This is a genomic window from Exiguobacterium sp. s132 (genome assembly GCF_018617235.1).
GTDB lineage: Bacteria > Bacillota > Bacilli > Exiguobacteriales > Exiguobacteriaceae > Exiguobacterium > Exiguobacterium profundum.
In genome coordinates, this window is record NZ_JACSJU010000001.1 from 887,093 (window position 1) to 908,247 (window position 21,155).

A 21,155-nucleotide genomic window follows, 5' to 3' on the forward strand; every position below is an offset into this window, starting at 1 on the left:
TCTTGGAGGTCCTCATGAATTTAAAACATGAACATAACAAGCTATTCCAAGCGCTCGAATTTGTCACTAGCCTGGTGCAACTGAACGTGGTCTTCTTACTGACCATTTTGCCTGTCCTCACGTTGTTCCCGGCCTTGTACGCTTTACATGCCGTCACACGGCAATGGTCGGTCAACCAAGATTATAGCGTGTTCCGCGCCTACTTCCGCTTTTTTAATGAAGGCGTGCGCCGTTATTATAAGCTCGGTGCAACTTGGACCTTGTTTGTATTCGTCTTGTTGATTGACTTTTTGTTCATTCGTCAAATCGATACCGGGCAGACAATTCTCTTCACGGGGCTGTTCGTGATCGGGTTTGTCTTCATCGCCCTGTCGTTATTCCTGTTTCCGATTTTGACGCATTACGAGATGAAGACGATGGACGCCTTGAAGTTGGCGTTATTCAGCATCATGCGGTACGGCTACATCGTCGCGTTCGCGTTCTTGTTGTTCACAGCACTCGGTATGCTCGCGTATCGGTCACCACTCTACTTGTTGTTCGGATTTTCGTTCATCGTTTTTCTAAAAACGAAACTATATCTCCACCAATTAAATCGTACTATAACGAATAATCATATCGATATCGACTCCACGTAATATTGATTTTTTCCATCTACTTTAACAAAGTAGATGGTTTTTTATTTGAGTCTAAGAAGAATAGTTTACTCATCTGTCAATTTTCAATAAATATGACCAAATCACTTCTTTAGGTTGTTAAAATCCTATTCAAAATGAATAATACAGTTCTTAGTTAGTGAGGAAGCAAAGCAATTGGGCTTTTCCGTTAATGACTTTATTGAGGATACTCCTGTTGTTGGTGACTTACATTATATTTTGCATTACGACAATGAATCAGAACGAAGAGTCACTTTAGCCTTTTCGAAAACATAGTTTAGTCCTTCATTACTGAAAGAAGCTGATTTCAATAGACTACAACAAGCAACCCTTCGTATTCATAAGTAGGAGTCGTTTCCTATCCAATTTCCCGACCTCTGTATAAGGCAACTCCTTCACGAACACAATTTCTCGAGGAACCTGATATGTTGTCACTCGTTCGCGCAACCAGCTCACTAGCTCTTCTTCTGTCAATACTTCATCATACACCTGTACATATGCCTTCAAGATGTGACCCGTGTACACATCCTCTACCCCGATGACGGCGACGTCCTCGACATTCGGATGGTCGCGCAAAACCGTCTCGACTTCCCCAGGATAAATATTGTTTCCTGCCGAGATGATCAAGTCGTCTGTTCGTCCACACAAAAAATAATAGCCGTTCTCATCCCGGTATCCGACATCACCCGTTTGAATCCAGCGGTTTTTCTGGTTTTGCATGGACCACTTATTTCGTATGCAAAATTCACCGATGGCGCCTGGCTCGACTTCCATTCCATCTTTCACTACCTTTAAGTCCCCTCCCGGAATCCTTCTCCCGAGCGTGTTCGCATCATACTGTAAATCTTCTGGTGTGGCGATCAGATTCAAGCCCGCTTCCGATGTTCCATATAGATTGTATAAGACGCTCCCTAACTCGTTATGGACTTCACGGACTAAAACGGGATGAAGCTTCGCACCACCGGAAGCAATACAAGCGAGAGAATGAAGTGATGTTGGATCGTGTCGTAACATTTTATGGATCATGAGCGGGACGACCGTGACTACTTCTACCTTGTGTCGCCGAATGAGGTCACAGGCTCTTTGCACTTCAAAATTCTCCTGAATGACAACCTTTTTCCCTAACGCGAGAAAAGATAAAAGAATGGAGATGCCGTAGCCATGGTAAATCGGTGTGGCAATATAAGCAGTATTGAATGATGGCAACTGCAATCGGTTCATTAGAGCTGCGAATGGAGACAGAAAGTGAAAGAGGGATGGTTTATGAGTCACTTGTTTCGGTTTTCCGGTAGTACCGCCGGTCAACAGCACGATCTTCCCGCTCGAGGCGGCCGGTAGTTTTTCTTTATGATGTCGCTTCGACCTCAATAAACGGTTGATTGAATCTTTATCGCGATGATAGCTGACAAATGTCGAACGTTCGTAAGATGAGTTCTCTATCAATTCTTCGAACATCTCATCGTAAATCAAGAGATCGAATGGTTGTTCTTCTACAAGCCGGTTGAACTGCAGTTGACTCATCGAACAATGAAGCATGTAGATGTCAGCACCGAGTCGTGAGGCCGCAAACATCCCTTGTACGAAGAATGCGTGGTTGTGACAAAGAAATGCCACTTTTTGTCCCTTTTTGACCCCAAACTGATCAGCGAAATGATAAGCAAGGTGTTCACAGCGTGTCTTTAGCTCCTTAAATGTCACTGTTTCTCGACTATCCACTAAAGCCGTATTTTGACTCCCTACTTTTTCCGTCAATGTAAAAAGAAGCATCAAGTTGATTCCGTTTTGACGGATTGCGATGAATAGACGGACTAGGTTTGATGGTGATAGAAACTGGAGCTGCGACAAGACTTTCAATAACTTAACCATTCTTATTGTCACGCTCCTTTCTCTTAAGTAATGTAGAGACCATCCAGTCTATCGGTCTTCTGAAAACAAGAGACGCTACTTGACCGAGGAACAACCACCACGGCTTATATACTGGTCGTTTTGTATACAGTGCATGTCCAATCAGTTCCGCCACATGTACCGGTGACATGGCAGGAGAATGCTGATAAGCTAGCGTTTGTTTAATCATCGGTGTTTTTACTAGCGGTAGATATAGAGCCGTCGTGGAAATATTTTTGATTGTGAGTTCCGGACCTGCGGAGCGAAACCACGTATCAAACGCGGCTTTTGATGCCTGATAGGCCGCCCAGTGAGGAAAAGGATGAAGTAACACATTGATGGTCGACACATTGATGATTTGTCCGTTCTTCTTTTCGAGCAACGGAATGAGCGATAAAATCAATTGTACCGGAGCAAAATAATTGATCGCCATCGTCCGAGTGAAGTCATGGTATCGATCGAGTGACTCAGTGATGGGACGATTGATGGAGATTCCAGCATTGCTGACGAGAACATCCAATCCGTCCGGTAGTTGATGGAGATACGCCAACAATCCATTCCTTTCCTCTACATTTCGAAGATCTGCCGGGAACACGGTCACCGTGGCTGATCCCTTCTCGATTTCAGACTTCATGACGTTCATGTCTGCTTCTCTACGGGCTACGAGAATCAGGTGCGCAGTTGTATCCGCTAGTAAATAAGCGAACGCCTGCCCGATTCCTGAGCTCGCTCCAGTAATCAATATCGTTTTTCGATCCAGCTCTGATTTCATTTTTTGATAATCGAAGGAAGGAAATCGAAACAGAAATCTCTCGAGTAACGTGTAGTCAAACATATAGCCAGCACCTTTTTTTATATTCGTCTCGCACCAAGACAATCATTTAGCCTAACATGACAAACAGCAGCGTCCACATTCATTGAAAAGGGACCTGCTGTTCAAACCTTCCGTTTATCTTTTATACACTCTTCCCATTCGCATATCGAGTGAAATTGTCGAGGATCGCCTGCCAGCCTTGTCGTTGCATTTCAACCGGATTCATCGACTCCGCATCAAACACCTCGACCACTTTCGTCTGATCACCTTCTGAAGCAAATGAAATTCTGACTCTCCGTTCATCCTCCAGACGATACTGAATAAGCTCATTTACTTCAACTTCCTCATATACCCCTTCAAAATCAAAGCCCATGCTTTGATCTTTTGCTTCCATCCGACTACGAAACTTCCCGCCGACTCGTAAGTCGTTCTCCGCCTCAATTGTGTGCCAATCGTCAGACGCATGATTCCATTGTTTGATATGTTCAGGTTCTGTCCAGAATTTCCAGACTGTGTCGATTGGTGCATCGACGAGCGTTGATATCGTCACGACATTTGAATCCATGATTCGTTTCCCCTTTATTCTACAATTTTTGATCAATCACGAATGCGCTGCCCGTCCTATATGACGAACGCAATATGAGATTACTTCCCTATCGATCACATCTTCTCCTGCTCTCATTTCAACGATTGAAAGATACTTAAAACAAAAACCTTGAATGGCACTCAAAATCGAGTTCATTCAAGGTTCTTTTCATTTCATAATTGAAACTTAACTCTTGGCAATCCCAAGCATAAATCCAGCGACGACAATCAACCCGATTCCCATGAAAACAAAGACGCGTTCTTTTGTCGTCTTCTCTTCTTTCAAGAGATAGATCCCACCAAGTGTCGCCACGACGACGTTCAATTGGGATAAGGCGAACGAAGTTGCAATCCCCACTTCTCCGCTTGAAACGAAAAGTCCGAAGTTCCCGATTCCCCAGGCGATCCCCGCCAATATGTTTTTGAATGTGCGAGGATCAAGTTTCTTGACGTCCTTTTCACGAAGACTGAACAGAAGTGCCGCGATGAACATCCCGACGGATTGTGGAAGAATCGCGGTGATTCCTTCTACTTCAAAATAGTTCGTCAAGACGGCATATGTGACGTAACCAATACTCGAAACGAATAGGACGAGTAAACCCTTTTTCAACGCACCGGCACTGTCCTGATCTTTCTTCTGTTGGTATGAAGTCATAGTCGCTCCGATGATAATCAAGACGAGCGCTGAAAACCCTAACCATAGCTCCGTCGATGTCTGCCAGTCCCCGAGTACGATGACCCCAAAGAGAGACGTCCCAACGAGTTGCATCCCCGTGCTGATTGGCATCGCTTTGGAGACGCTTAAGATTTGGAACGATTGGAACTGCAAATATTGACCGAGCGCCCAGAACGCCCCTGAGATAAATCCGGTCACGATGGCGAGTGTCGTGAACTCCGGTCGGAAGACGAGGGCAATCACTGTTGCCATGATCATCGCCCCGATGGTCGTTCCGATTAACTGCTGAATCGGTTTTCCTCCTACTTTCGACACGATGAGTGGAATACTTCCCCACATGAGTGCCGGTAAGAGTGCCAAAAGAATCATTTCCATGAAGCACACCTGCTTTCTTAATATAACGTCTAACATGAAATTCCCACGTCTCCAATTTTATAAACCTAAATTCAAAAAGGGAATTGCCATGTCGAATACTACGATGATATAATGATTTCGAACGGGGCATTAGCTCAGCTGGGAGAGCGCTACGCTGGCAGCGTAGAGGTCAGGGGTTCGAGCCCCCTATGCTCCATTAATTGGTCACATCTCGAATGAGGTGTGGCTTTTTTATTGGTATGGTGCGATTCAACCTCTTTCTGAACGGGTAATGATAGTTAGACTTTTTCATATAAGGGGGAATTTTGATGGAACGTACATCTGTAGAAGAAACATTGACGAGCGTGATCGAATGCATGCGCGCATGCAACCACTGCTTCTCAAAAAGTTTGCAAGAAGAGGATTTACACATGTTCACCGAATGCATCCGCCTGACTCGAGAATGCTCAGACATTTGTACTTTAGCTTTAAATGCCTTAGAAACAGATTCAGCCTTTTCAAAACCAATCGTTGCTTTATGCGCCCAAGTCTGCGATACGTGTGCGGTTGAATGCGGACGACATCAGCACGACCATTGTCAAGCCTGTGCCAAAGCATGTGAGCGTTGTGCGGAAGCTTGCCGAACACTTGTTGCCGCTTAAGCACGACATTCGTCTAACTTTCTGTTAGACTTTTTTTATTGCTTACGAAAGAAGGTAAACTATGAACCATACCATTCTCGCACTTGACGTGGAGACCGCTAACCGTGATAGTCGCAGCATCTGTTCTGTCGGATGGAGCATCCTTCAAAATGGTGATGTGGTCGAAACCGACCAGCGACTCGTCAATCCGGAGGAAGACTTTGATATGGGTAACATCCGCGTCCATGGCATTCGTCCGAGTGACGTGTGGGATGCACCGGCATTACCGGAAGTACTTTCCTCTCTTTACCCGATTTTACGGGAAGTGGACCTCGTCATCGCACATAACGCTTCATTTGACATGGGTGCCTTGAGAAAGGCGATTGTGAAATATGATCTATTCGATTTCCCTACAATCGAGTACGGTTGCACCGTCAAACTGTCACGTAAACTGTATCCAGGACTCCCGAACCATAAGTTGAACACGATGGCAGAACACTTGAACGTGCCGTTTATTCATCATGATGCTGCGGAAGATGCTCGCGTATGCGCGCTACTTATGCGAGACATGATGCAAAAAACCGGCATCACAAGCCCAAAAGAATTACATCGCTATACGTCCGTGAAAACAGGAACGCTCGCATATTAAACCGGTCATGAAATCATGACCGGTTATTTTTTGAAAATCCATCTCTTCTGGACATAATAACTGACGAAAAAGAGAAAACTATCGACGATTACTTTTAGGATGACCTCGCCTTGTCTGAGCAAGAGAAACAAGAGATAAACAAGGAGTGCTGAAACGACCATTTGAAGCACGACGAGACTAAAATATTTCGGAAGAGACCGCCGCGCCTTCGAATCGAAGACTACTTTTCGATTAACGAGATAATTGAAGAGAGAGGAAATGATTCGAGCGATGACCGTCGCGATGACGACGTGAGCCGTATCGAAGTATGGGGATAATAAATAAATAAAGAGCGCATACATCCCTACGTCGACAAGGAACGAGGCGACAGAGGATAACGAATACATCAAAAACATCCGATAAATTAAAATCGAGTCGAGAATCGGTCTAAAATGGGATGAATCATTTTCATTCTCATATACGGTCTGGATGGTCGTTTGTTGAATCGGGACCTGCAATCGTTTCGTGAACGTGAGCATATTCATCTCGAACTCATATCTATTTCCCGGAATGTCAATCAGTTGTCGCGCATATCGCATCGGGATGGCTCGAAGTCCCGTCTGCGTGTCTTTTAACTTCAGCCCGCTCCCAATCAACATCACGAGCCGTGTCGCCTGATTGCCGAATCGGCTCCGGAACGGAATCGCATCTCCGCTAAAATCTCGACATCCCATGATGAGATGATGTGGTTTATTCAACCCTTCCTCATAGACGTTGACGACATCTTGCGGCAAGTGCTGCCCGTCGGCATCGACCGTGATGACCCCCGTTTTATCCGGATATGTGTCCACCACATACCGTAACCCCGTCTTGATTGCTGCTCCCTTCCCTTGATTCTGTTCGTGCGTTAACACTTGGTCGACAAATGATGCAATCTTATCAAATGTGCCTACCGACGATTCGTCACTACCGTCATTGACCACAATGATGTTCGAAAACCCACTCGCCCTCAACTTCTCCACGAGTGTGACGAGTGCCTCATCAGGGTTATAGGCCGGAATCAAAATCGAATACGCTTGGCGTGTTTCCACTTCATGCATCTGCATCGCCACCCCTCCTTCAATTCCTCTATACCCGAAGCAATGAATTCGCATTCCCAATAAAAAAACATCAGCCCTAAGGCTGATGCATGTACTCACCCGATAAAGATCAAGTAAGACGAAACGAAATAGACAACGACAACGAGTAACGAAGGAATCACATAACGTACCTTCGACGTGACATTTTGTCTTAGCACACTATACATGACGAGGATCGATAGGATCGTGATCCCGACCGCAGATACGAGGTGTGACGTCGAGACATCTGCGAGAATCGATCCATTCCGATAGAAGACATCTGACATGGCGATAATCAACATGTTGAAGATATTCGAGCCGAGAATCGAACCGAATGCCAAGTTGACATTACGTAGTTTGAGCGCCATGAACACAGCGACCGCTTCCGGGAGTGACGTCGATGCCGCAATCAAGAAGCTACCGACAAAACTAGAACCGAGTCCTGTGACAACGGCAATTTGATCACCTGTGATGGAAAGGGCTGTTCCTGCCGCCATGATTACGATTGCAGCGATGATGAATCCAAAGACCGCACGTTTCAGCGTGATCTCTTCATATTTACCGACGACCACTTCTTCTTCGACTTCATGCTCCGCGACCGGCTCTGTCGGTTGTTTCCCGATATAGTAGATTCCGATACCGTATAGAATCGCAATCAAGAGCGCGTCGACTCCGATTCCGATAAACGTCATATCGACGCGAACGATCAAAGCAATCAACGTCGTGACGGTCAAGAGTAACCCAAGTCCGGCCGTGTACAGGTGGTCCCGACTCGCATAGTTGAACAATTGCTTCTGTCGGAAGTATAGGTCGAACATCGCTAAGATAAAGATATTGAATAGGTTACTTCCGAGCATGTTTCCGATGGCGATGTCTGGGTTGTCAATCATGACAGCCGATATACTTGTTGTCACTTCCGGGAGCGAAGTCGCTCCTGCCAATAACACCGTACCGACGAGCATCCCGCCCATTTTCGACTTTTCAGTCATGACGTCGGCGTACGTCGATAATTTGATTGCGGCGTAGACGGTGATGGCCGCAGCCAGTAAGAAATAAACAAATACCATTTTTTCTCCTCCTTGGGTAAACAAAAAAGACCTTTTTATGGACGACAAAAACGCCCATAAAAAGGTCTTGCGGACTTGTAAAAGCTCGATGGACCGAGTGCGCACGCACTGTAATGACGACCCATCGACCACGATTGTGGTCGCTACTCCCCTTTTTATCTTCCCTTTGACTATAGCATGAAGAGAACTAGTTGACAATCGAGCGACGTATGAGTGCGAGAAGTTCTTGTGGCTCAAGAGCCGTCCGATATGCGAGTTCTTGCATCCCCGCGAGCTTCTCGGGTGACAATGGCGTGGTCCAACCCGCTTCGTGAAGTCGCTGTCGGAAGCACATAATCTCTACTTCATCAATCGTATCTCGCCCGACAATCTTCTTTAACTCATATGCCGTTTGACATAGTGGTGCCGATTCTTGCAACCATTCGTCTTCGACGAAATGGGTCAGCATCGATTCAAGGAGCCTTGCCACTTTTCGATCTTTTGAATTTTTCTCGCCGTAAAACAATAGATGGAGTTCTTGTTCATACAAACCGATTAGGTCTGTCGAACTCCGAAACGGTTCAAATGCTGATAGTAATTCATGATAATACCATGATTGGTCTCGCAGCGGTCGTTTAAAACGTTGCCACACCTTCATCCCTTCCATCTCAAGATCATAACGGATGGAACGGAGATTATGTAGCTTATCCGCCACGAGAAGTGCGACTTCATCAAATTGAAGTGATTTCACCTGCTGAAGTGTCAGTCGTTTTCGTTGTTCCCACGACTCGTCACGATTTTTTTCCGAGACCGCGAGAACGAGCCTGTGCACGTCAGATCCGAATTTTGATAAGATTTCTTGTGGGTCCGTCTTCGTGTCCTCAATCAAATCATGGAGTAACCCTGCCGCCACGACCACCGGTGCTTGATGATCGGACTCAAGAAGCATGGCGACCGAGAATGGGTGTGACAAAAATGGTATGGATGAACCTTTTCGGAACTGTCCTCCGTGACGAATAGACGAAAAACGTAACGCCTCTTCTACGAGCGGGTTCATGTCGCCATCCTCCTTCTTCCGGATAAAAACTCTCCTATTCATTACCCGGAATTAGGTACATATAACCTAAAAACATCCCGAATTTAGGTATATGGTCACATTATTTTTCATAAATCATTTTTTTCGTCATTCCTCCATCTACGACAAGATTATGCCCGTTCACAAAACTGTTTTGACGATCGATCAAGTATCTCACAGCGCGGACGATATCTTCTGGTTCACCGACCCGGCCTGATGGATGTTGTTCATGATCAATCTCACGTAACGACTCATCAGACGTATGAATCCATCCTGGACTGATCGCATTCACCGTCACAGGGCGGTCGCCTAATGAGATGGCAAGTGAATGGCTCAAGCCGACGATGCCTCCTTTAGATGCACCATATGCATCCCAATGCGGTTCGTTCTGGAAAGCACGTGTCGAGGCCATGTTAACGATTCTTCCATATGACTCATCTTGATTCAGTTCTAAAAAGTATTTCGCACAACTAAATGTCCCGACTAAATTGACATCGATGACTCGTTTGAACGTGTCAATCTCAAGCTCATCAATCGGCTTGACCAGCGAAGCGATTCCCCCATTGTTGATCAAAACATGGGCTCGACCAAATTCGTTGTGAATATCGTCAAAGACACGCTTAAGTTCAGACGTGTCTCCAAGGTCTACTTGATAAAAGCGTAACCCTTTAATGTCCGGGTCATCTCCAATATCTAACCCGATTACTTCATACTGATTTACGAAAGCTTGAGCAATCGCATAACCAATTCCTTGACTAGCTCCTGTTACAATCATTACGTCTTTCATCATTCATCCCTCCTAAAAGACTGTATACCCAAATTCCGATTAGTCGGACCATAGTTTTCGATTCGAAGTCGTGATCACACTCGCTCCCGCAGCAAGTGCCGCTTGGACTTCCTCCTTTGTTTCAATCAGCCCACCTGCGAAAACGGGTATCCCCGTCTTCTCCTTCACACGTTGAATATACTTCGGCACAATACCTGGTAAGACTTCGATATAGTCCGGTTTTGAACGTTCAATGTGCTTGATACTTTTCTCTAATGAGGTGGAATCAATTAAAAATAAACGCTGCACAGTGACCACATCATTTTGCTTTGCCTTGACGATGACGTTTCCTTTCGTCGAGATGACGCCGAACGGTTTAAACGTCTGACAGACATACTCCGTCGCATACTCGTCGGCCTTCATACCTTGAATCAAATCCATATGGATGAACACTTTTTTATCATGCTTCCCCAATAATCTGAAGATGGAGTCCAATCGACTCATATGAATCTCTAATAACACTCCTAATTCGAAATCACTCGATAAAAACCGCTCCAAATCCCGCATGTCCCGTATCGCCGGTAAGATGGATTGACCATTGATCATCAACTATTCCCCCTGTCTCCTTCTCATTATGCAGATAGCCGATTTTATAAATCAAGGTTTACTCATTCAATATATCGGGAAAATAAAATCAACTTGTGTAGAGGGGGATTTGAGTATGGTCAATGAAGTAACTGTAAAAGTCGAAACACCGACTCCAGAACAACATCAAGCGTTACGCGTGAAGGCAGGGATGCCACGACGTTCTGATCGAGGTACGGTGAAGGGGCTTCAAAATACACTGTATGGTATTTGTTTATACTTAGATGATGAGATTGTCGGAATGGGACGCGTCGTCGGTGACGGCGGGATGGTATTCCATTTAGTAGATATCGTCGTAGATCCGGAATGCCAAGGGCTTGGACTCGGAAAATTAATCATGGAGCATTTGATGGAATGGATCTTACAAGAAGCCGACGAGACGGCCATCATCAGCTTAATCGCTGATATTCCAGCCGATGGATTGTATCGACAGTTCGGTTTTGATTACTCACGACCTGAATCCGTCGGAATGGAGTATCAATGGAATCAAAGAGAAAGCTAATTGGGGTCGTGAGAGGAGATGACGTATGGATGGGTTAAACATCATCGTGTTGCTCGGATTGGCGCTCACCCTCATCTCTGTCCTCAGTCTCCTGATTGAACGATTATTCTTCCCAAGTATTTTAGCGTTTATCGCAATCGGGGTCGGGGTCGGGTTTTTCTGGGATGGGAATGAAGTTTTTAAAGTCGCGGGAGAGATTGGAATCATTCTGTTATTTTTCCTACTCGGTCTGAAGTTTCCACTACGTGAACTTTGGAAGCGCATGCGGAAAGTATGGAAGGCGGGAATACTCGATATCATTCTGTCATTCGGGGTATCGTTTGGGATTGCTTTAGCATTTGGTCTCGATTTCCCTCGCGCCTTTTTAATCGGGGCCGTCTTATATGCGACGAGCTCCTCCATCTCTGCGAAACTGCTTGAGCGGCATTCCGAAAAACATGAAGATATTAAAGAGTTTGTGCTCGCATTACTCATCTTTGAGGATATTTTTGCCCCTCTCCTATTGACGGTTGCCCCTTTCATCATTCAAGAAGAACCGGTTGCGATGTCCGATATCGGCAAAGTGTTCGCAGGATTTCTGATATTTGGAGTACTCTTGTTCATTGGTTCGAGCTTCGTATCCAAACAACAAAAGTTTTCGAAGCACTTGTTGCGACAAGATGATGCGAGTATCGGTCTGATCGGACTCATTCTCTTTTTCGCAGGGATTGGGATGGTGTTTGGATTATCTGAGATTTTAGGAGCATTCATCGCCGGGATCATGCTCGCAGATATCCACGACGTGAGACCGCTGAAACGTTTGACCGTACCCGTCCGAGATTTATTCTTGCCGATCTTTTTCATCTCGTTCGGTATCTCGATCAACCTCGAGAAAGGTGTCATCGTGAATGCGCTCTTCTTCGTCTTGATTGTATGGGGGGTATTGTCAAAATGGATTGTCGGACGTATCGGGGGCAGAATCTATGGCTTGACGCGTGTTCAAGCCAATGAAGCCGGGTTCTCACTCGCGCCACGTGGGGAGTTCTCTATTTTATTTACCGCCCTTTCGAACGGGGCCATCAACTTGTTTGTCGGTCTCTATATTTTTGTGTCAGCCATTGTCGGAATCATTCTGTTCCGTTTCTCAGAGTACTTGGCAGAAAAAACAGAAAAAACCCTCACGAAAGTCTTACCAGACGAGAAAAAAGAAGAATAAATTGGCGGACCCATACGCTGGGTCCGCCTACTTTGTGCATTAGTCTTTTGCTAGTTTGTTGTGCCGCTTTTTACGCCATACGATATAAATGATGACGCCGATGAACAGTAGCCCATAGATTGCATAAGAATAGGCATCGAGGTATGAGAGGATATCTTGCCAATTCTCACCGACTTTCATCCCGATAAGGATGAGAATAGTATTCCATAAGGCTGTTCCAGCCGTACTGAGCAGTAGAAATTTCATGAATGGCATGTTCGACATCCCTGCAGGAATCGAGATCAGGCTTCGGACGACCGGCATCAAACGTCCAAAGAAGACCATCCATCCCCCGTATCGATCGAACCAGGCATCCGCCTTTTTTACATCATTCAGATCAAGTCGTAACCATTTTCCGTATTTCTTCGTCCATTTTTCAATCTGCTCGACATCAGACAAGAGTCCAAGGCCGTATAATAATACGGCTCCTAATATGGCACCGACCGTCGATGCCACGATGACGAGCGTGATGGACAAATTCGTCTTCACAGCAAAAAAACCACCAAAGAGTAAGACGACTTCAGAAGGGATCGGTGGAAACACATTCTCAATAAAAATCATGAATGCAATCCCTATGTAGCCGTACTGTTCAATCACAGAAATCATCCAGTCACTCATGTCGCTTCCTCCATTCTTCCCCTCTATACCCGTCCATTTTGCTATATAATCGCAAAGACATGCTACACTCAAAGAAAGGAGCTGATTGAAATGGAAGAAACAGTACGGTGTCCTTGGTGCGGGACGGATCCATTGTACGTCCGTTACCATGACGAGGAATGGGGAAAGCCCGTTCACGATGATCAGAAGCACTTTGAATGTCTGACACTCGAAAGTGCGCAAGCAGGACTTAGTTGGATCACCATCTTGAGAAAACGTGAAAATTATCGATTGGCTTATGCCGACTTTGAGGTGCAGCGAGTTGCTAGCTTTACGGATGAGGATGTAGAGAGACTCCTAGCCGATAGCGGGATCGTGCGAAATCGACGAAAAATCGAGGCGTCGATCAATAATGCGAAGCAGTTCATCAAACTACAGGAAGAGTTTGGCTCATTTGATTCGTACATCTGGTCATTCGTCAACAATGCACCGATCCTGAATGCATGGAATCGTCTTGAAGATGTTCCTGCAACGACGGAACTTTCTGAACGATTGAGTAAAGACCTGAAACGACGCGGCTTTAAGTTTTTAGGACCGACAACGGTCTATGCCCACCTACAAGCGACGGGTCTCGTCAATGACCATCTCATCTCTTGCACGTTCCGCTAACTTAAGACCAGCTCTCAAAAATATCTTTACATTCCCCCTCTTGTTGTGACAATATTTTGACAAAGTGATACTCTATCACTGAAAGCGTTTTCATATTTTTTATCTTTCGGGGGGATGTTGATGAACGGAATTTTAGTGTCCATTGTCGTGTACATGGCACTGATGGTCTTGCTTGGGATCATCGCGTATCGGAGAACAAGCAGTATCGGAGATTACATGTTAGGTGGTCGGGCGCTTGGTCCCGGGGTCGCCGCCTTATCTGCCGGTGCATCAGACATGAGTGGATGGCTCTTAATGGGATTGCCTGGTGCCATGTATGCGTCAGGGATTTCAAGTGGCTGGATTGTCATCGGGTTGACGATCGGTGCCTATTTGAACTGGTTATTGGTCGCACCGAGATTACGCATTTATTCATACATATCGGATGATGCGATCACAATCCCAGACTTCTTTGAGAAGCGATTTAAAGACACAAAAGGTGTGTTGCGTTCATTTTCAGCTGCTGTCACGTTAATCTTTTTCACACTGTATGCGACAAGCGGATTCGTTGCCGGCGGTCGCCTATTCAATGCCGTCTTCGACATTGAGTTTGTAACGGGAGTCGTCATTCTCGCTTCCATCATTATTCTGTACACTTTCATCGGTGGATTTTTAGCAGTAAGCTGGACAGATTTTGTTCAAGGATTGATCATGCTGTTTGCCCTTATTTTTGTACCTGCAATCGCCATTATAGCAACTGATGGTGTATCAAATGCTTTAGACACGGTACGAAATATTGATGAAGCGTTACTTGACCCGTGGACGGGGCAATCACTTATCGGAATCATTTCACTATTTGCGTGGGGGCTCGGCTATTTCGGCCAGCCACACATCATCGTCCGTTTTATGGCAATCGGAAAGCTCGAGGACATTAAGACGGCACGTCGAATCGGGATCTCATGGATGGTCTTCACCGTTGTCGGGGCGATGGCGACCGGATTGTTCGGTCTCGCCTATTACACACAACAAGGCCTCACCATCGATAATCCGGAGAACGTCTTTATCAACCTATCTGACTTATTATTCCCGGATTTGGTGACTGGTGTATTGTTGGCTGCTCTTCTCGCCGCCATCATGTCGACCATCTCCTCTCAATTGCTCGTCTCGTCGAGTGCCGCGACGACAGACTTTTATCAGAAGTTCTTCCGTAAAGAAGCGGGAGACCGTGAACTCGTCATGGTCGGTCGGATTACGGTCATTCTCGTATCCGTCATATCGATTATTCTTGCACTCGATGCAGACGACACCATCTTAAACCTTGTCGGTTATGCTTGGGCAGGGTTTGGTTCATCATTTGGTCCGCTCATCTTGTTTAGTCTGTTTTGGAAACGAACGACGCGTCAAGGCGCGCTTGCTGGAATGTTGACTGGAGCCTTTGTCGTCATTCTATGGAAGAACTATGCCGCTTCTCTTTTCGGAACGTTTGGGACATTGTATGAAATGATTCCAGCATTCTTCTTGTCGGCGCTCGCCATCTATATCGTGAGTTTGATGACGCCGCCACCAAATGAGGTCATTCAACGTGAGTTTGACCAAATGCAAGACATGGTCAAGGAACATATCAAATAATTCTCATGACAGGTCAAAAATGACCTGTCTTTATTAATATATGCAGGATTTTTCTTGATTATCGACGAATTTTAGGATTATCGTACGAATCTGTCGTGAAAAGGAGAATCGGGATGAAACCAATCAAGATCGTCTCTCGCCTTACCTTCCTGTCTAGCTTTGTATTATTAATCGCCTGTGGTACGACTCCGGCAACCAATCAAGAAGTACCAGAAGAAGTCGAGGAACCGATTGTCGAGATACCTGAAGAAATGCCGCCTGCCGAACCCGAACTGATTGTCACGACGGCCTCCCTCTATGCAATCGGCGATATTCTTCTACATGATTCGGTATACAACGCAGCACGTACCGATGAAGGGTATGAATTTGATTCTGCATTCGAGCAGATCTCTCCAATATTGAATCGCGCCGATATTTCAATTGCCAACCAAGAGAGCATGATTGGCGGGAGTGAAATCGGACTTTCGAGCTACCCGGCATTTAACAGTCCATATGAAATTGGTGATGCCTTACAACGGGCAGGAATCGATTTGGTCACGACAGCGAATAATCATACGCTCGACCGTGGCGTCCGAGCTATTGAAAATTCGATTGACCATTGGAACGCAATCGAAATGCCTTATACAGGCTCCTTCCTATCTGATGAGGACAAAGCGAATATTCGTACGTTGACGGCTAATGATATTTCTTTTTCCTTCCTCGCATACACTTACGGGACGAATGGAGTCGTGCCGAAGCAGCCTTATCACGTAAATTATATCGACCTTGCACAGATGCAACCAGAGATCGAGAAGGCGGAACAGTCGACTGACATGACGGTCGTCTCCCTCCATTTCGGTACGGAATATGAGCCGTTACCGAATAAGAGTCAAACTGAGCTCGCCCAATCGTTAGCAGATCTCGGAGTCGATATCATCATCGGTCACCACCCTCACGTGCTGCAACCTCCGACCATGCTAGAAGGAGTCAATGGCAATCAAACTTTTGTCATCTACTCGCTCGGTAATTTCCTTTCCGGACAACAAGGGGATGAGCGAAACACGGGCGGCATCATCGGGATTGATGTGGTCAAGACAATCGAAGATGACCAATCGACTATTGAATTGAAAAATCCGATGTTCTATCCAACCTTTACTCAAAAATCATCTGTCGGACATTATGAGGTCGTCCCGTTAAAGGTTGCTCGTCCTGAACTTCTTTCCCCTGTTAGCGACCATATGTCGCAATGGTTACCCCAACTCAAAATCGAACAATGACGACCACGAAATCACTCGTGGTCTTTTTATTTTCAAAAAAGGGTTGCCACACGACATCTTATCCCTTACACTGAGTTGTATATTTATAAATAAAGATTAATAATTATTCATAAGGGGTGTTCATATTTTGAAACAGAAACTCGTATTGGCTTACTCAGGTGGTCTTGACACATCGGTTGCGATTAAATGGTTGGACGAACAAGGTTATGATGTGATTGCAGTCTGTTTGAACGTCGGGGAAGGGAAAGACTTAGAAAAGATTCAACAAAAAGCGATGAAAGTTGGAGCGAAAAAATCAATCGTCATCGATGCGGTCGATGAGTTCGTCAACGAGTTCGCTCGCTATTCGATGCAGGCCCATACATTATATGAAGGCGTATATCCACTCGTTTCGGCACTATCACGCCCCCTCATCTCGAAAAAATTGGTCGAGGTCGCACAGGCCGAAGGCGCCGTCGCTGTGGCCCATGGATGTACCGGGAAAGGAAATGACCAAGTACGTTTTGAAGTGTCCATTCATGCACTCGATCCTTCACTCGAAATCGTCGCACCGGTTCGGGAATGGAAATGGTCACGTGAGGAAGAAATCGCGTATGCGGCAAAACATCAAATTCCGATTCCAATCGTTCAAGAAGAACCATTCTCAATCGATCAGAACATCTGGGGACGCGCCATCGAATGCGGCATCTTAGAAGATCCTTGGGCAGCACCTCCGGCAAGCGCATATGAGTTAACAGCGGCACTTGAGGACACACCGCATGAACCGACTTATCTTGAGATTGAATTCAAGAACGGAGTGCCGGTTGCTATTGATGGGAAGAGCCAATCGTTCACTGATATCTTAAAAGAGCTCAATATCGTTGCGGGTGCCCATGGTGTCGGGAAGATTGACCACATCGAGAACCGGGTCGTCGGTATCAAATCACGTGAGGTGTATGAGGCACCTGGCGCCATGACATTGATCACTGCGCATAAAGCTCTTGAAGCCTTGACACTCGTTCGTGAAGTGGCGCATTTCAAACCAATTGTCGAGCAAAAATTGACAGAAACAATCTACAACGGACTTTGGTATTCACCGCTCACAAAAGCACTTCTTGCGTTTATCGATGAGACTCAAGCGACCGTCACAGGAACGGTTCGCATGAAATTGTTTAAAGGGCAGGCCATCGTCGACGGACGGAAGTCGCCAATTTCTCTTTATGATGAGGAACTTGCGACCTATACGTCAGCCGATACGTTCGATCAACAAGCAGCTATCGGATTCATCAAGTTATGGGGTCTTCCAACAAAAGTTCAATCAGAGGTGTTGATGGAAAAGGGAGCGTTCGTCAATGAGTAAATTATGGGGAGGCCGTTTCGAGAAGACGGCGAGCGATTGGGTCGATGCATTCGGTGCATCGATTGAATTTGATGCTCAACTCGTCCTTGAGGATTTAGAAGGTAGCATGGCTCACGTGACGATGTTAGGTGACCAGGGCATCCTCTTAAAGGAAGAAGTCACTCAAATCCTTGATGGATTACAACAACTTAAGCAAAAAGCACTCGCGGATGAATTGAAATTCGAGGTGTATCACGAAGATATCCATATGAACTTAGAAGCTCTGCTTCATGAAGCGATCGGACCGGTTGCAGGGAAGATGCATACGGCACGTAGTCGAAACGATCAAGTCGCAACGGACATGCATCTTTACTTGAAAGAACGTGTGAAAGAAGTGATTCAATTGATTGAATCGCTTCAGCGTGAATTGCATGCTCACGCTTCAGAAAACGTAGAGACAATCATGCCTGGCTATACGCACCTCCAACGTGCACAACCGATCTCGCTGGCCCATCACTTGCTCGCCTATTTCTGGATGCTAGAGCGTGATAAGGAGCGGTTTACGGACAGCTTGAAGCGGATTGATTGGTCTCCTCTTGGCGCAGGAGCCTTAGCCGGGACAACGTTTCCGATCGACCGTTCCCGTTCAGCTGAATTACTTGGATTCAATCGGGTTTACCCGAATAGCCTCGATGCCGTTAGCGATCGTGACTTCATACTCGAGTTTCTTTCAAATGCGTCGATGCTTATGATGCACCTCTCCCGCTTCTGTGAAGAATTGATTCTTTGGGCAAGCGAAGAGTATCGCTTCATTACAGTGTCGGATACGTTTTCTACCGGTTCGAGCATGATGCCACAAAAGAAAAACCCTGACATGGCCGAACTCGTCCGTGGAAAATCGGGTCGAGTGATTGGAAACTTGATGGGCTTGTTGACGCTCATGAAAGGACTTCCACTCGCTTACAATAAAGATTTACAGGAAGATAAAGAAGGGATGTTCGATACGGTCAAGACCGTTCAAGGCTCGCTCAGTATCATGGCGGGGATGATGAATGAACTGACGTTCCACCCGGACGTCATGAAACAAGCGACCGAGCGCGATTTTTCTAATGCGACCGAACTCGCCGATTATTTGACGGCAAAAGGGTTACCGTTCCGTGAGGCGCACGAGATTACTGGAAAACTCGTCAAATATTGCGTGGATGAGCGATTGTATTTACGCGAGCTTCCAATCACGGTGTACCAAACGTACTCTGAATTGATTCAAGAGGATGTGTATCATGCCTTGACCCCTGAACAGGCAGTCGCACGTCGAAACAGTTACGGCGGAACAGGATTCGATGCCGTCCGTGAACAGTTGAAAGAAGCTTCGGCATGCATGAGCACGATGACCTATTCTTAATCATCTTGAACCCGTCACGTTAATCTGTGACGGGTCTATTTATCCTGTTCATTCAGACGTTCAACGAAAGAAGGAAGACCTTTTTCTAGTAGAAGATCGAATACCTCCATCATCTCATCAATGGAATTTTCATTGACGTCTAGTAGATATTGCAAGACGACCCCATCGACTGCCGCAATCAGCCATGAACTGAACGCATTGTTTAGACGAGTGTTTTCTAGTCCGTACAAATGAATCAGGATTTGTTCGATCTGTTTTGTCCATTCTGCATATTTGTCCTTTAATTTCAGTTGTGCATCCATATTACCAAGTAGTACTTCATGAGCAAAATGATACTGCAAGCGGTTCTCTGCATCTTTATGAAAGCGTTCCGCCGTATTTCGTGCAATCTCCATTTTGATACGTTCTTTTGAATAGGCATCGTCTGTCATTTCTTTGGCGATTTGAGAGGAAACAGACAAGCTCTCATTCATTAAATCGTACAATAGATCTTCTTTATTTTTGTAATGATGATAGATGGCTCCTGTCGTCATATTCGCCTCGATTGCAATCGCTCTGACTGTTGCCCCGTTCACCCCACTTCGAATAATGACCGTTCTGGCTGCATCTAGAATTTTATTTTTACCGTCCACTATTATTCTCCCCTTTCGAGTCCACTTTAGAATAACATAGCTCTACCAATGCGAGTGCTCAGGACTAAATTTTGTGAAATAATTCACATTGACTAAATAGGATTGTCCGCCTATACTAAAAACATAACAAACGTTATGTTTGTTAAATTCAAATGAGAAGGTGAATGGAATGAACGTTTGGCCGCATGTAATCTCGATGCCACTCTATTTAGGTTTATTATTAGGAATCATCGTTTTTTTCAGAAAGCACTATAAACTGTCCGCCTACTTTTGGCTCGCTTCGTTATTGACCATCCCACTATGGATGATGGGGAATGTTGATGGATGGTTTCGTTGGGCTAAAATTGTAAGCGTTATCATACCGACGATTATCGTTGGTTTCTCTCGAATCGCCATTTACGAGAACAAACAAGGACGGATTTGGAACTTTTTAAAGCGTGACGAATTTTTATGGTTCTTCTATGCCATCTTGTTTTTAAATATCGCAGAAGCCACGATTAAAGATGTGACACTCGGCAACTACTTTAATGCCGCCTGTGGATTTTTACTCTGTGTGACGATTCCTTTCGCACCGACTTTTTGGAAGTTTGCGAAAGAAGGATACGCCGATCTCGTAGCCTATACGACTGGGTCATGGAATTTTATATACACGTCATGGAACGCATGTTTCGTCTATGCAGAATCTCCAACTTATTTTGCCAGCTCGCTCTGCATCTTGCTTGCGGCAGAACTGTATCCGGTCATCAAGGGACGACCAGAGCTTTACATTACCGCTCGTATTTACACGCTTGCAGCCCATTTATTGATTCGCGCATGCTATGACATCTTCCCGCAAGTCATGAACTCTTCGACCTGGTTCAACCCGGAGGTATTGAAATCATGGGGAATGATTAATTTTGTGATCATCGTTCCTTACGTCTTCTGGCATATGTGGCAACTTCATCACAATAAGGCCATCATCAGCTTCAAAAGAGCCAAAGTATCATGATGGAATCGAATATGTGAACGTATGATTTCGATTGCTCAATAGTGAACAATTAACTGATGTAAGG

The 21,155-nt window shown here is 45.5% G+C and carries 22 protein-coding genes and 1 tRNA gene; 12 read left to right on the plus strand and 11 right to left on the minus strand.

All coding sequences use genetic code 11. The features are described from left to right. Positions 1-14: 14 nt before the first annotated feature. Entirely contained in the window at positions 15-635 is a 621-nt protein-coding gene (locus KNO78_RS04530; protein WP_214690844.1) for a YesL family protein, read from the plus strand. A gap of 333 nt (positions 636-968) precedes the next feature. Here the strand turns inward: KNO78_RS04530 and KNO78_RS04535 are convergent, their stop codons facing one another. From KNO78_RS04535 to KNO78_RS04550, 4 genes are all read right to left on the minus strand, one after another. Beyond that, positions 969-2,519 (minus strand): AMP-binding protein, encoded by a 1,551-nt coding sequence (locus KNO78_RS04535; protein ID WP_214690843.1) that lies wholly within the window; start codon positions 2,517-2,519, stop codon positions 969-971. After that, positions 2,512-3,372 (minus strand): SDR family NAD(P)-dependent oxidoreductase, encoded by an 861-nt coding sequence (locus KNO78_RS04540; RefSeq protein WP_214690842.1) that lies wholly within the window; start codon positions 3,370-3,372, stop codon positions 2,512-2,514. The genes KNO78_RS04535 and KNO78_RS04540 overlap by 8 nt, the downstream gene beginning before the upstream one ends. A 121-nt stretch (positions 3,373-3,493) precedes the next feature. Continuing rightward, a complete protein-coding gene (locus KNO78_RS04545; RefSeq protein ID WP_159562372.1) occupies positions 3,494-3,916 on the minus strand; it encodes an SRPBCC family protein in 423 nt (140 codons plus the stop codon). A gap of 207 nt (positions 3,917-4,123) precedes the next feature. After that, the gene (locus tag KNO78_RS04550; RefSeq protein WP_078146990.1) at positions 4,124-4,987 is read right to left on the minus strand and encodes a GRP family sugar transporter; all 864 of its coding nucleotides are present in this window, start codon (positions 4,985-4,987) and stop codon (positions 4,124-4,126) included. 123 nt (positions 4,988-5,110) lie between these two features. On the opposite strand from KNO78_RS04550, the gene KNO78_RS04555 reads away from it, so the two are divergent. From KNO78_RS04555 to KNO78_RS04565, 3 genes are all read left to right on the plus strand, one after another. Beyond that, a tRNA-Ala gene (locus KNO78_RS04555) sits at positions 5,111-5,183 on the plus strand. 112 nt (positions 5,184-5,295) lie between these two features. Then, positions 5,296-5,628 (plus strand): four-helix bundle copper-binding protein, encoded by a 333-nt coding sequence (locus tag KNO78_RS04560; protein ID WP_012726406.1) that lies wholly within the window; start codon positions 5,296-5,298, stop codon positions 5,626-5,628. A 61-nt stretch (positions 5,629-5,689) separates the two neighbouring features. Next, entirely contained in the window at positions 5,690-6,256 is a 567-nt protein-coding gene (locus KNO78_RS04565; RefSeq protein ID WP_012726407.1) for a 3'-5' exonuclease, read from the plus strand. 23 nt (positions 6,257-6,279) lie between these two features. Here the strand turns inward: KNO78_RS04565 and KNO78_RS04570 are convergent, their stop codons facing one another. From KNO78_RS04570 to KNO78_RS04590, 5 genes are all read right to left on the minus strand, one after another. Next, complete coding sequence (locus tag KNO78_RS04570) at positions 6,280-7,341, minus strand: bifunctional glycosyltransferase family 2/GtrA family protein (protein WP_214690841.1); 1,062 nt, start codon at positions 7,339-7,341, stop codon at positions 6,280-6,282. Between the two features lie 89 nt (positions 7,342-7,430). Further along, positions 7,431-8,420, minus strand: a complete 990-nt coding sequence (locus KNO78_RS04575; RefSeq protein ID WP_031423558.1) for a sodium:calcium antiporter — start codon at positions 8,418-8,420, stop codon at positions 7,431-7,433. 187 nt (positions 8,421-8,607) lie between these two features. After that, entirely contained in the window at positions 8,608-9,456 is an 849-nt protein-coding gene (locus KNO78_RS04580) for an HD domain-containing protein (RefSeq protein WP_214690840.1), read from the minus strand. 100 nt (positions 9,457-9,556) lie between these two features. Next, complete coding sequence (locus tag KNO78_RS04585; RefSeq protein ID WP_251125242.1) at positions 9,557-10,261, minus strand: SDR family NAD(P)-dependent oxidoreductase; 705 nt, start codon at positions 10,259-10,261, stop codon at positions 9,557-9,559. A gap of 39 nt (positions 10,262-10,300) precedes the next feature. Further along, complete coding sequence (locus tag KNO78_RS04590) at positions 10,301-10,846, minus strand: glycerol-3-phosphate responsive antiterminator (RefSeq protein WP_214690838.1); 546 nt, start codon at positions 10,844-10,846, stop codon at positions 10,301-10,303. 115 nt (positions 10,847-10,961) lie between these two features. On the opposite strand from KNO78_RS04590, the gene KNO78_RS04595 reads away from it, so the two are divergent. After that, entirely contained in the window at positions 10,962-11,387 is a 426-nt protein-coding gene (locus KNO78_RS04595; RefSeq protein ID WP_159562377.1) for a GNAT family N-acetyltransferase, read from the plus strand. A 25-nt stretch (positions 11,388-11,412) separates the two neighbouring features. After that, on the plus strand, positions 11,413-12,582 hold the full coding sequence (locus tag KNO78_RS04600; protein WP_214690837.1) for a cation:proton antiporter: 1,170 nt from the start codon (positions 11,413-11,415) through the stop codon (positions 12,580-12,582). A gap of 39 nt (positions 12,583-12,621) precedes the next feature. On the opposite strand, the gene KNO78_RS04605 is transcribed toward KNO78_RS04600, so the two are convergent. Then, positions 12,622-13,239: a DedA family protein gene (locus tag KNO78_RS04605; RefSeq protein ID WP_214690836.1), complete on the minus strand. Its 618-nt coding sequence runs from the start codon at positions 13,237-13,239 to the stop codon at positions 12,622-12,624. A 90-nt stretch (positions 13,240-13,329) separates the two neighbouring features. Here KNO78_RS04605 and KNO78_RS04610 point away from each other — a divergent pair, with 90 nt between their 5' ends. The 5 genes from KNO78_RS04610 (at position 13,330) to argH (ending at position 19,471) form a co-directional block, all read left to right on the plus strand. Beyond that, the gene (locus tag KNO78_RS04610) at positions 13,330-13,887 is read left to right on the plus strand and encodes a DNA-3-methyladenine glycosylase I (protein WP_214690835.1); all 558 of its coding nucleotides are present in this window, start codon (positions 13,330-13,332) and stop codon (positions 13,885-13,887) included. A 120-nt stretch (positions 13,888-14,007) separates the two neighbouring features. Continuing rightward, a complete protein-coding gene (gene putP, locus KNO78_RS04615) occupies positions 14,008-15,495 on the plus strand; it encodes a sodium/proline symporter PutP (protein ID WP_214690834.1) in 1,488 nt (495 codons plus the stop codon). A 113-nt stretch (positions 15,496-15,608) separates the two neighbouring features. Beyond that, a complete protein-coding gene (locus KNO78_RS04620; RefSeq protein WP_214690833.1) occupies positions 15,609-16,751 on the plus strand; it encodes a CapA family protein in 1,143 nt (380 codons plus the stop codon). A 124-nt stretch (positions 16,752-16,875) separates the two neighbouring features. After that, the gene (locus KNO78_RS04625) at positions 16,876-18,090 is read left to right on the plus strand and encodes an argininosuccinate synthase (RefSeq protein WP_214691273.1); all 1,215 of its coding nucleotides are present in this window, start codon (positions 16,876-16,878) and stop codon (positions 18,088-18,090) included. Continuing rightward, positions 18,083-19,471 carry an argininosuccinate lyase gene (gene argH / locus KNO78_RS04630; protein ID WP_214690832.1) on the plus strand — a complete coding sequence of 463 codons (1,389 nt, stop codon included), beginning with the start codon at positions 18,083-18,085 and terminating at the stop codon, positions 19,469-19,471. The genes KNO78_RS04625 and argH overlap by 8 nt, the downstream gene beginning before the upstream one ends. A gap of 35 nt (positions 19,472-19,506) precedes the next feature. Here argH and KNO78_RS04635 read toward each other — a convergent pair whose 3' ends face one another. Continuing rightward, positions 19,507-20,103: a TetR/AcrR family transcriptional regulator gene (locus tag KNO78_RS04635; RefSeq protein ID WP_214690831.1), complete on the minus strand. Its 597-nt coding sequence runs from the start codon at positions 20,101-20,103 to the stop codon at positions 19,507-19,509. Between the two features lie 169 nt (positions 20,104-20,272). Between KNO78_RS04635 and KNO78_RS04640 the strand changes: the two genes are divergently transcribed. After that, the gene (locus KNO78_RS04640) at positions 20,273-21,091 is read left to right on the plus strand and encodes a hypothetical protein (RefSeq protein WP_214690830.1); all 819 of its coding nucleotides are present in this window, start codon (positions 20,273-20,275) and stop codon (positions 21,089-21,091) included. Positions 21,092-21,155: the final 64 nt, after the last annotated feature.

Coding starts and splice junctions, on each gene's coding strand:
- KNO78_RS04530 (WP_214690844.1), top strand. CDS start 15: ATGAATTTAAAACATGAACATAACAAGCTATTCCAAGCGCTCGAATTT.
- KNO78_RS04535 (WP_214690843.1), bottom strand. CDS start 2,519: ATGGTTAAGTTATTGAAAGTCTTGTCGCAGCTCCAGTTTCTATCACCA.
- KNO78_RS04540 (WP_214690842.1), bottom strand. CDS start 3,372: ATGTTTGACTACACGTTACTCGAGAGATTTCTGTTTCGATTTCCTTCC.
- KNO78_RS04545 (WP_159562372.1), bottom strand. CDS start 3,916: ATGGATTCAAATGTCGTGACGATATCAACGCTCGTCGATGCACCAATC.
- KNO78_RS04550 (WP_078146990.1), bottom strand. CDS start 4,987: ATGGAAATGATTCTTTTGGCACTCTTACCGGCACTCATGTGGGGAAGT.
- KNO78_RS04560 (WP_012726406.1), top strand. CDS start 5,296: ATGGAACGTACATCTGTAGAAGAAACATTGACGAGCGTGATCGAATGC.
- KNO78_RS04565 (WP_012726407.1), top strand. CDS start 5,690: ATGAACCATACCATTCTCGCACTTGACGTGGAGACCGCTAACCGTGAT.
- KNO78_RS04570 (WP_214690841.1), bottom strand. CDS start 7,341: ATGCAGATGCATGAAGTGGAAACACGCCAAGCGTATTCGATTTTGATT.
- KNO78_RS04575 (WP_031423558.1), bottom strand. CDS start 8,420: ATGGTATTTGTTTATTTCTTACTGGCTGCGGCCATCACCGTCTACGCC.
- KNO78_RS04580 (WP_214690840.1), bottom strand. CDS start 9,456: ATGAACCCGCTCGTAGAAGAGGCGTTACGTTTTTCGTCTATTCGTCAC.
- KNO78_RS04585 (WP_251125242.1), bottom strand. CDS start 10,261: ATGAAAGACGTAATGATTGTAACAGGAGCTAGTCAAGGAATTGGTTAT.
- KNO78_RS04590 (WP_214690838.1), bottom strand. CDS start 10,846: ATGATCAATGGTCAATCCATCTTACCGGCGATACGGGACATGCGGGAT.
- KNO78_RS04595 (WP_159562377.1), top strand. CDS start 10,962: ATGGTCAATGAAGTAACTGTAAAAGTCGAAACACCGACTCCAGAACAA.
- KNO78_RS04600 (WP_214690837.1), top strand. CDS start 11,413: ATGGATGGGTTAAACATCATCGTGTTGCTCGGATTGGCGCTCACCCTC.
- KNO78_RS04605 (WP_214690836.1), bottom strand. CDS start 13,239: ATGAGTGACTGGATGATTTCTGTGATTGAACAGTACGGCTACATAGGG.
- KNO78_RS04610 (WP_214690835.1), top strand. CDS start 13,330: ATGGAAGAAACAGTACGGTGTCCTTGGTGCGGGACGGATCCATTGTAC.
- putP (WP_214690834.1), top strand. CDS start 14,008: ATGAACGGAATTTTAGTGTCCATTGTCGTGTACATGGCACTGATGGTC.
- KNO78_RS04620 (WP_214690833.1), top strand. CDS start 15,609: ATGAAACCAATCAAGATCGTCTCTCGCCTTACCTTCCTGTCTAGCTTT.
- argH (WP_214690832.1), top strand. CDS start 18,083: ATGAGTAAATTATGGGGAGGCCGTTTCGAGAAGACGGCGAGCGATTGG.
- KNO78_RS04640 (WP_214690830.1), top strand. CDS start 20,273: ATGAACGTTTGGCCGCATGTAATCTCGATGCCACTCTATTTAGGTTTA.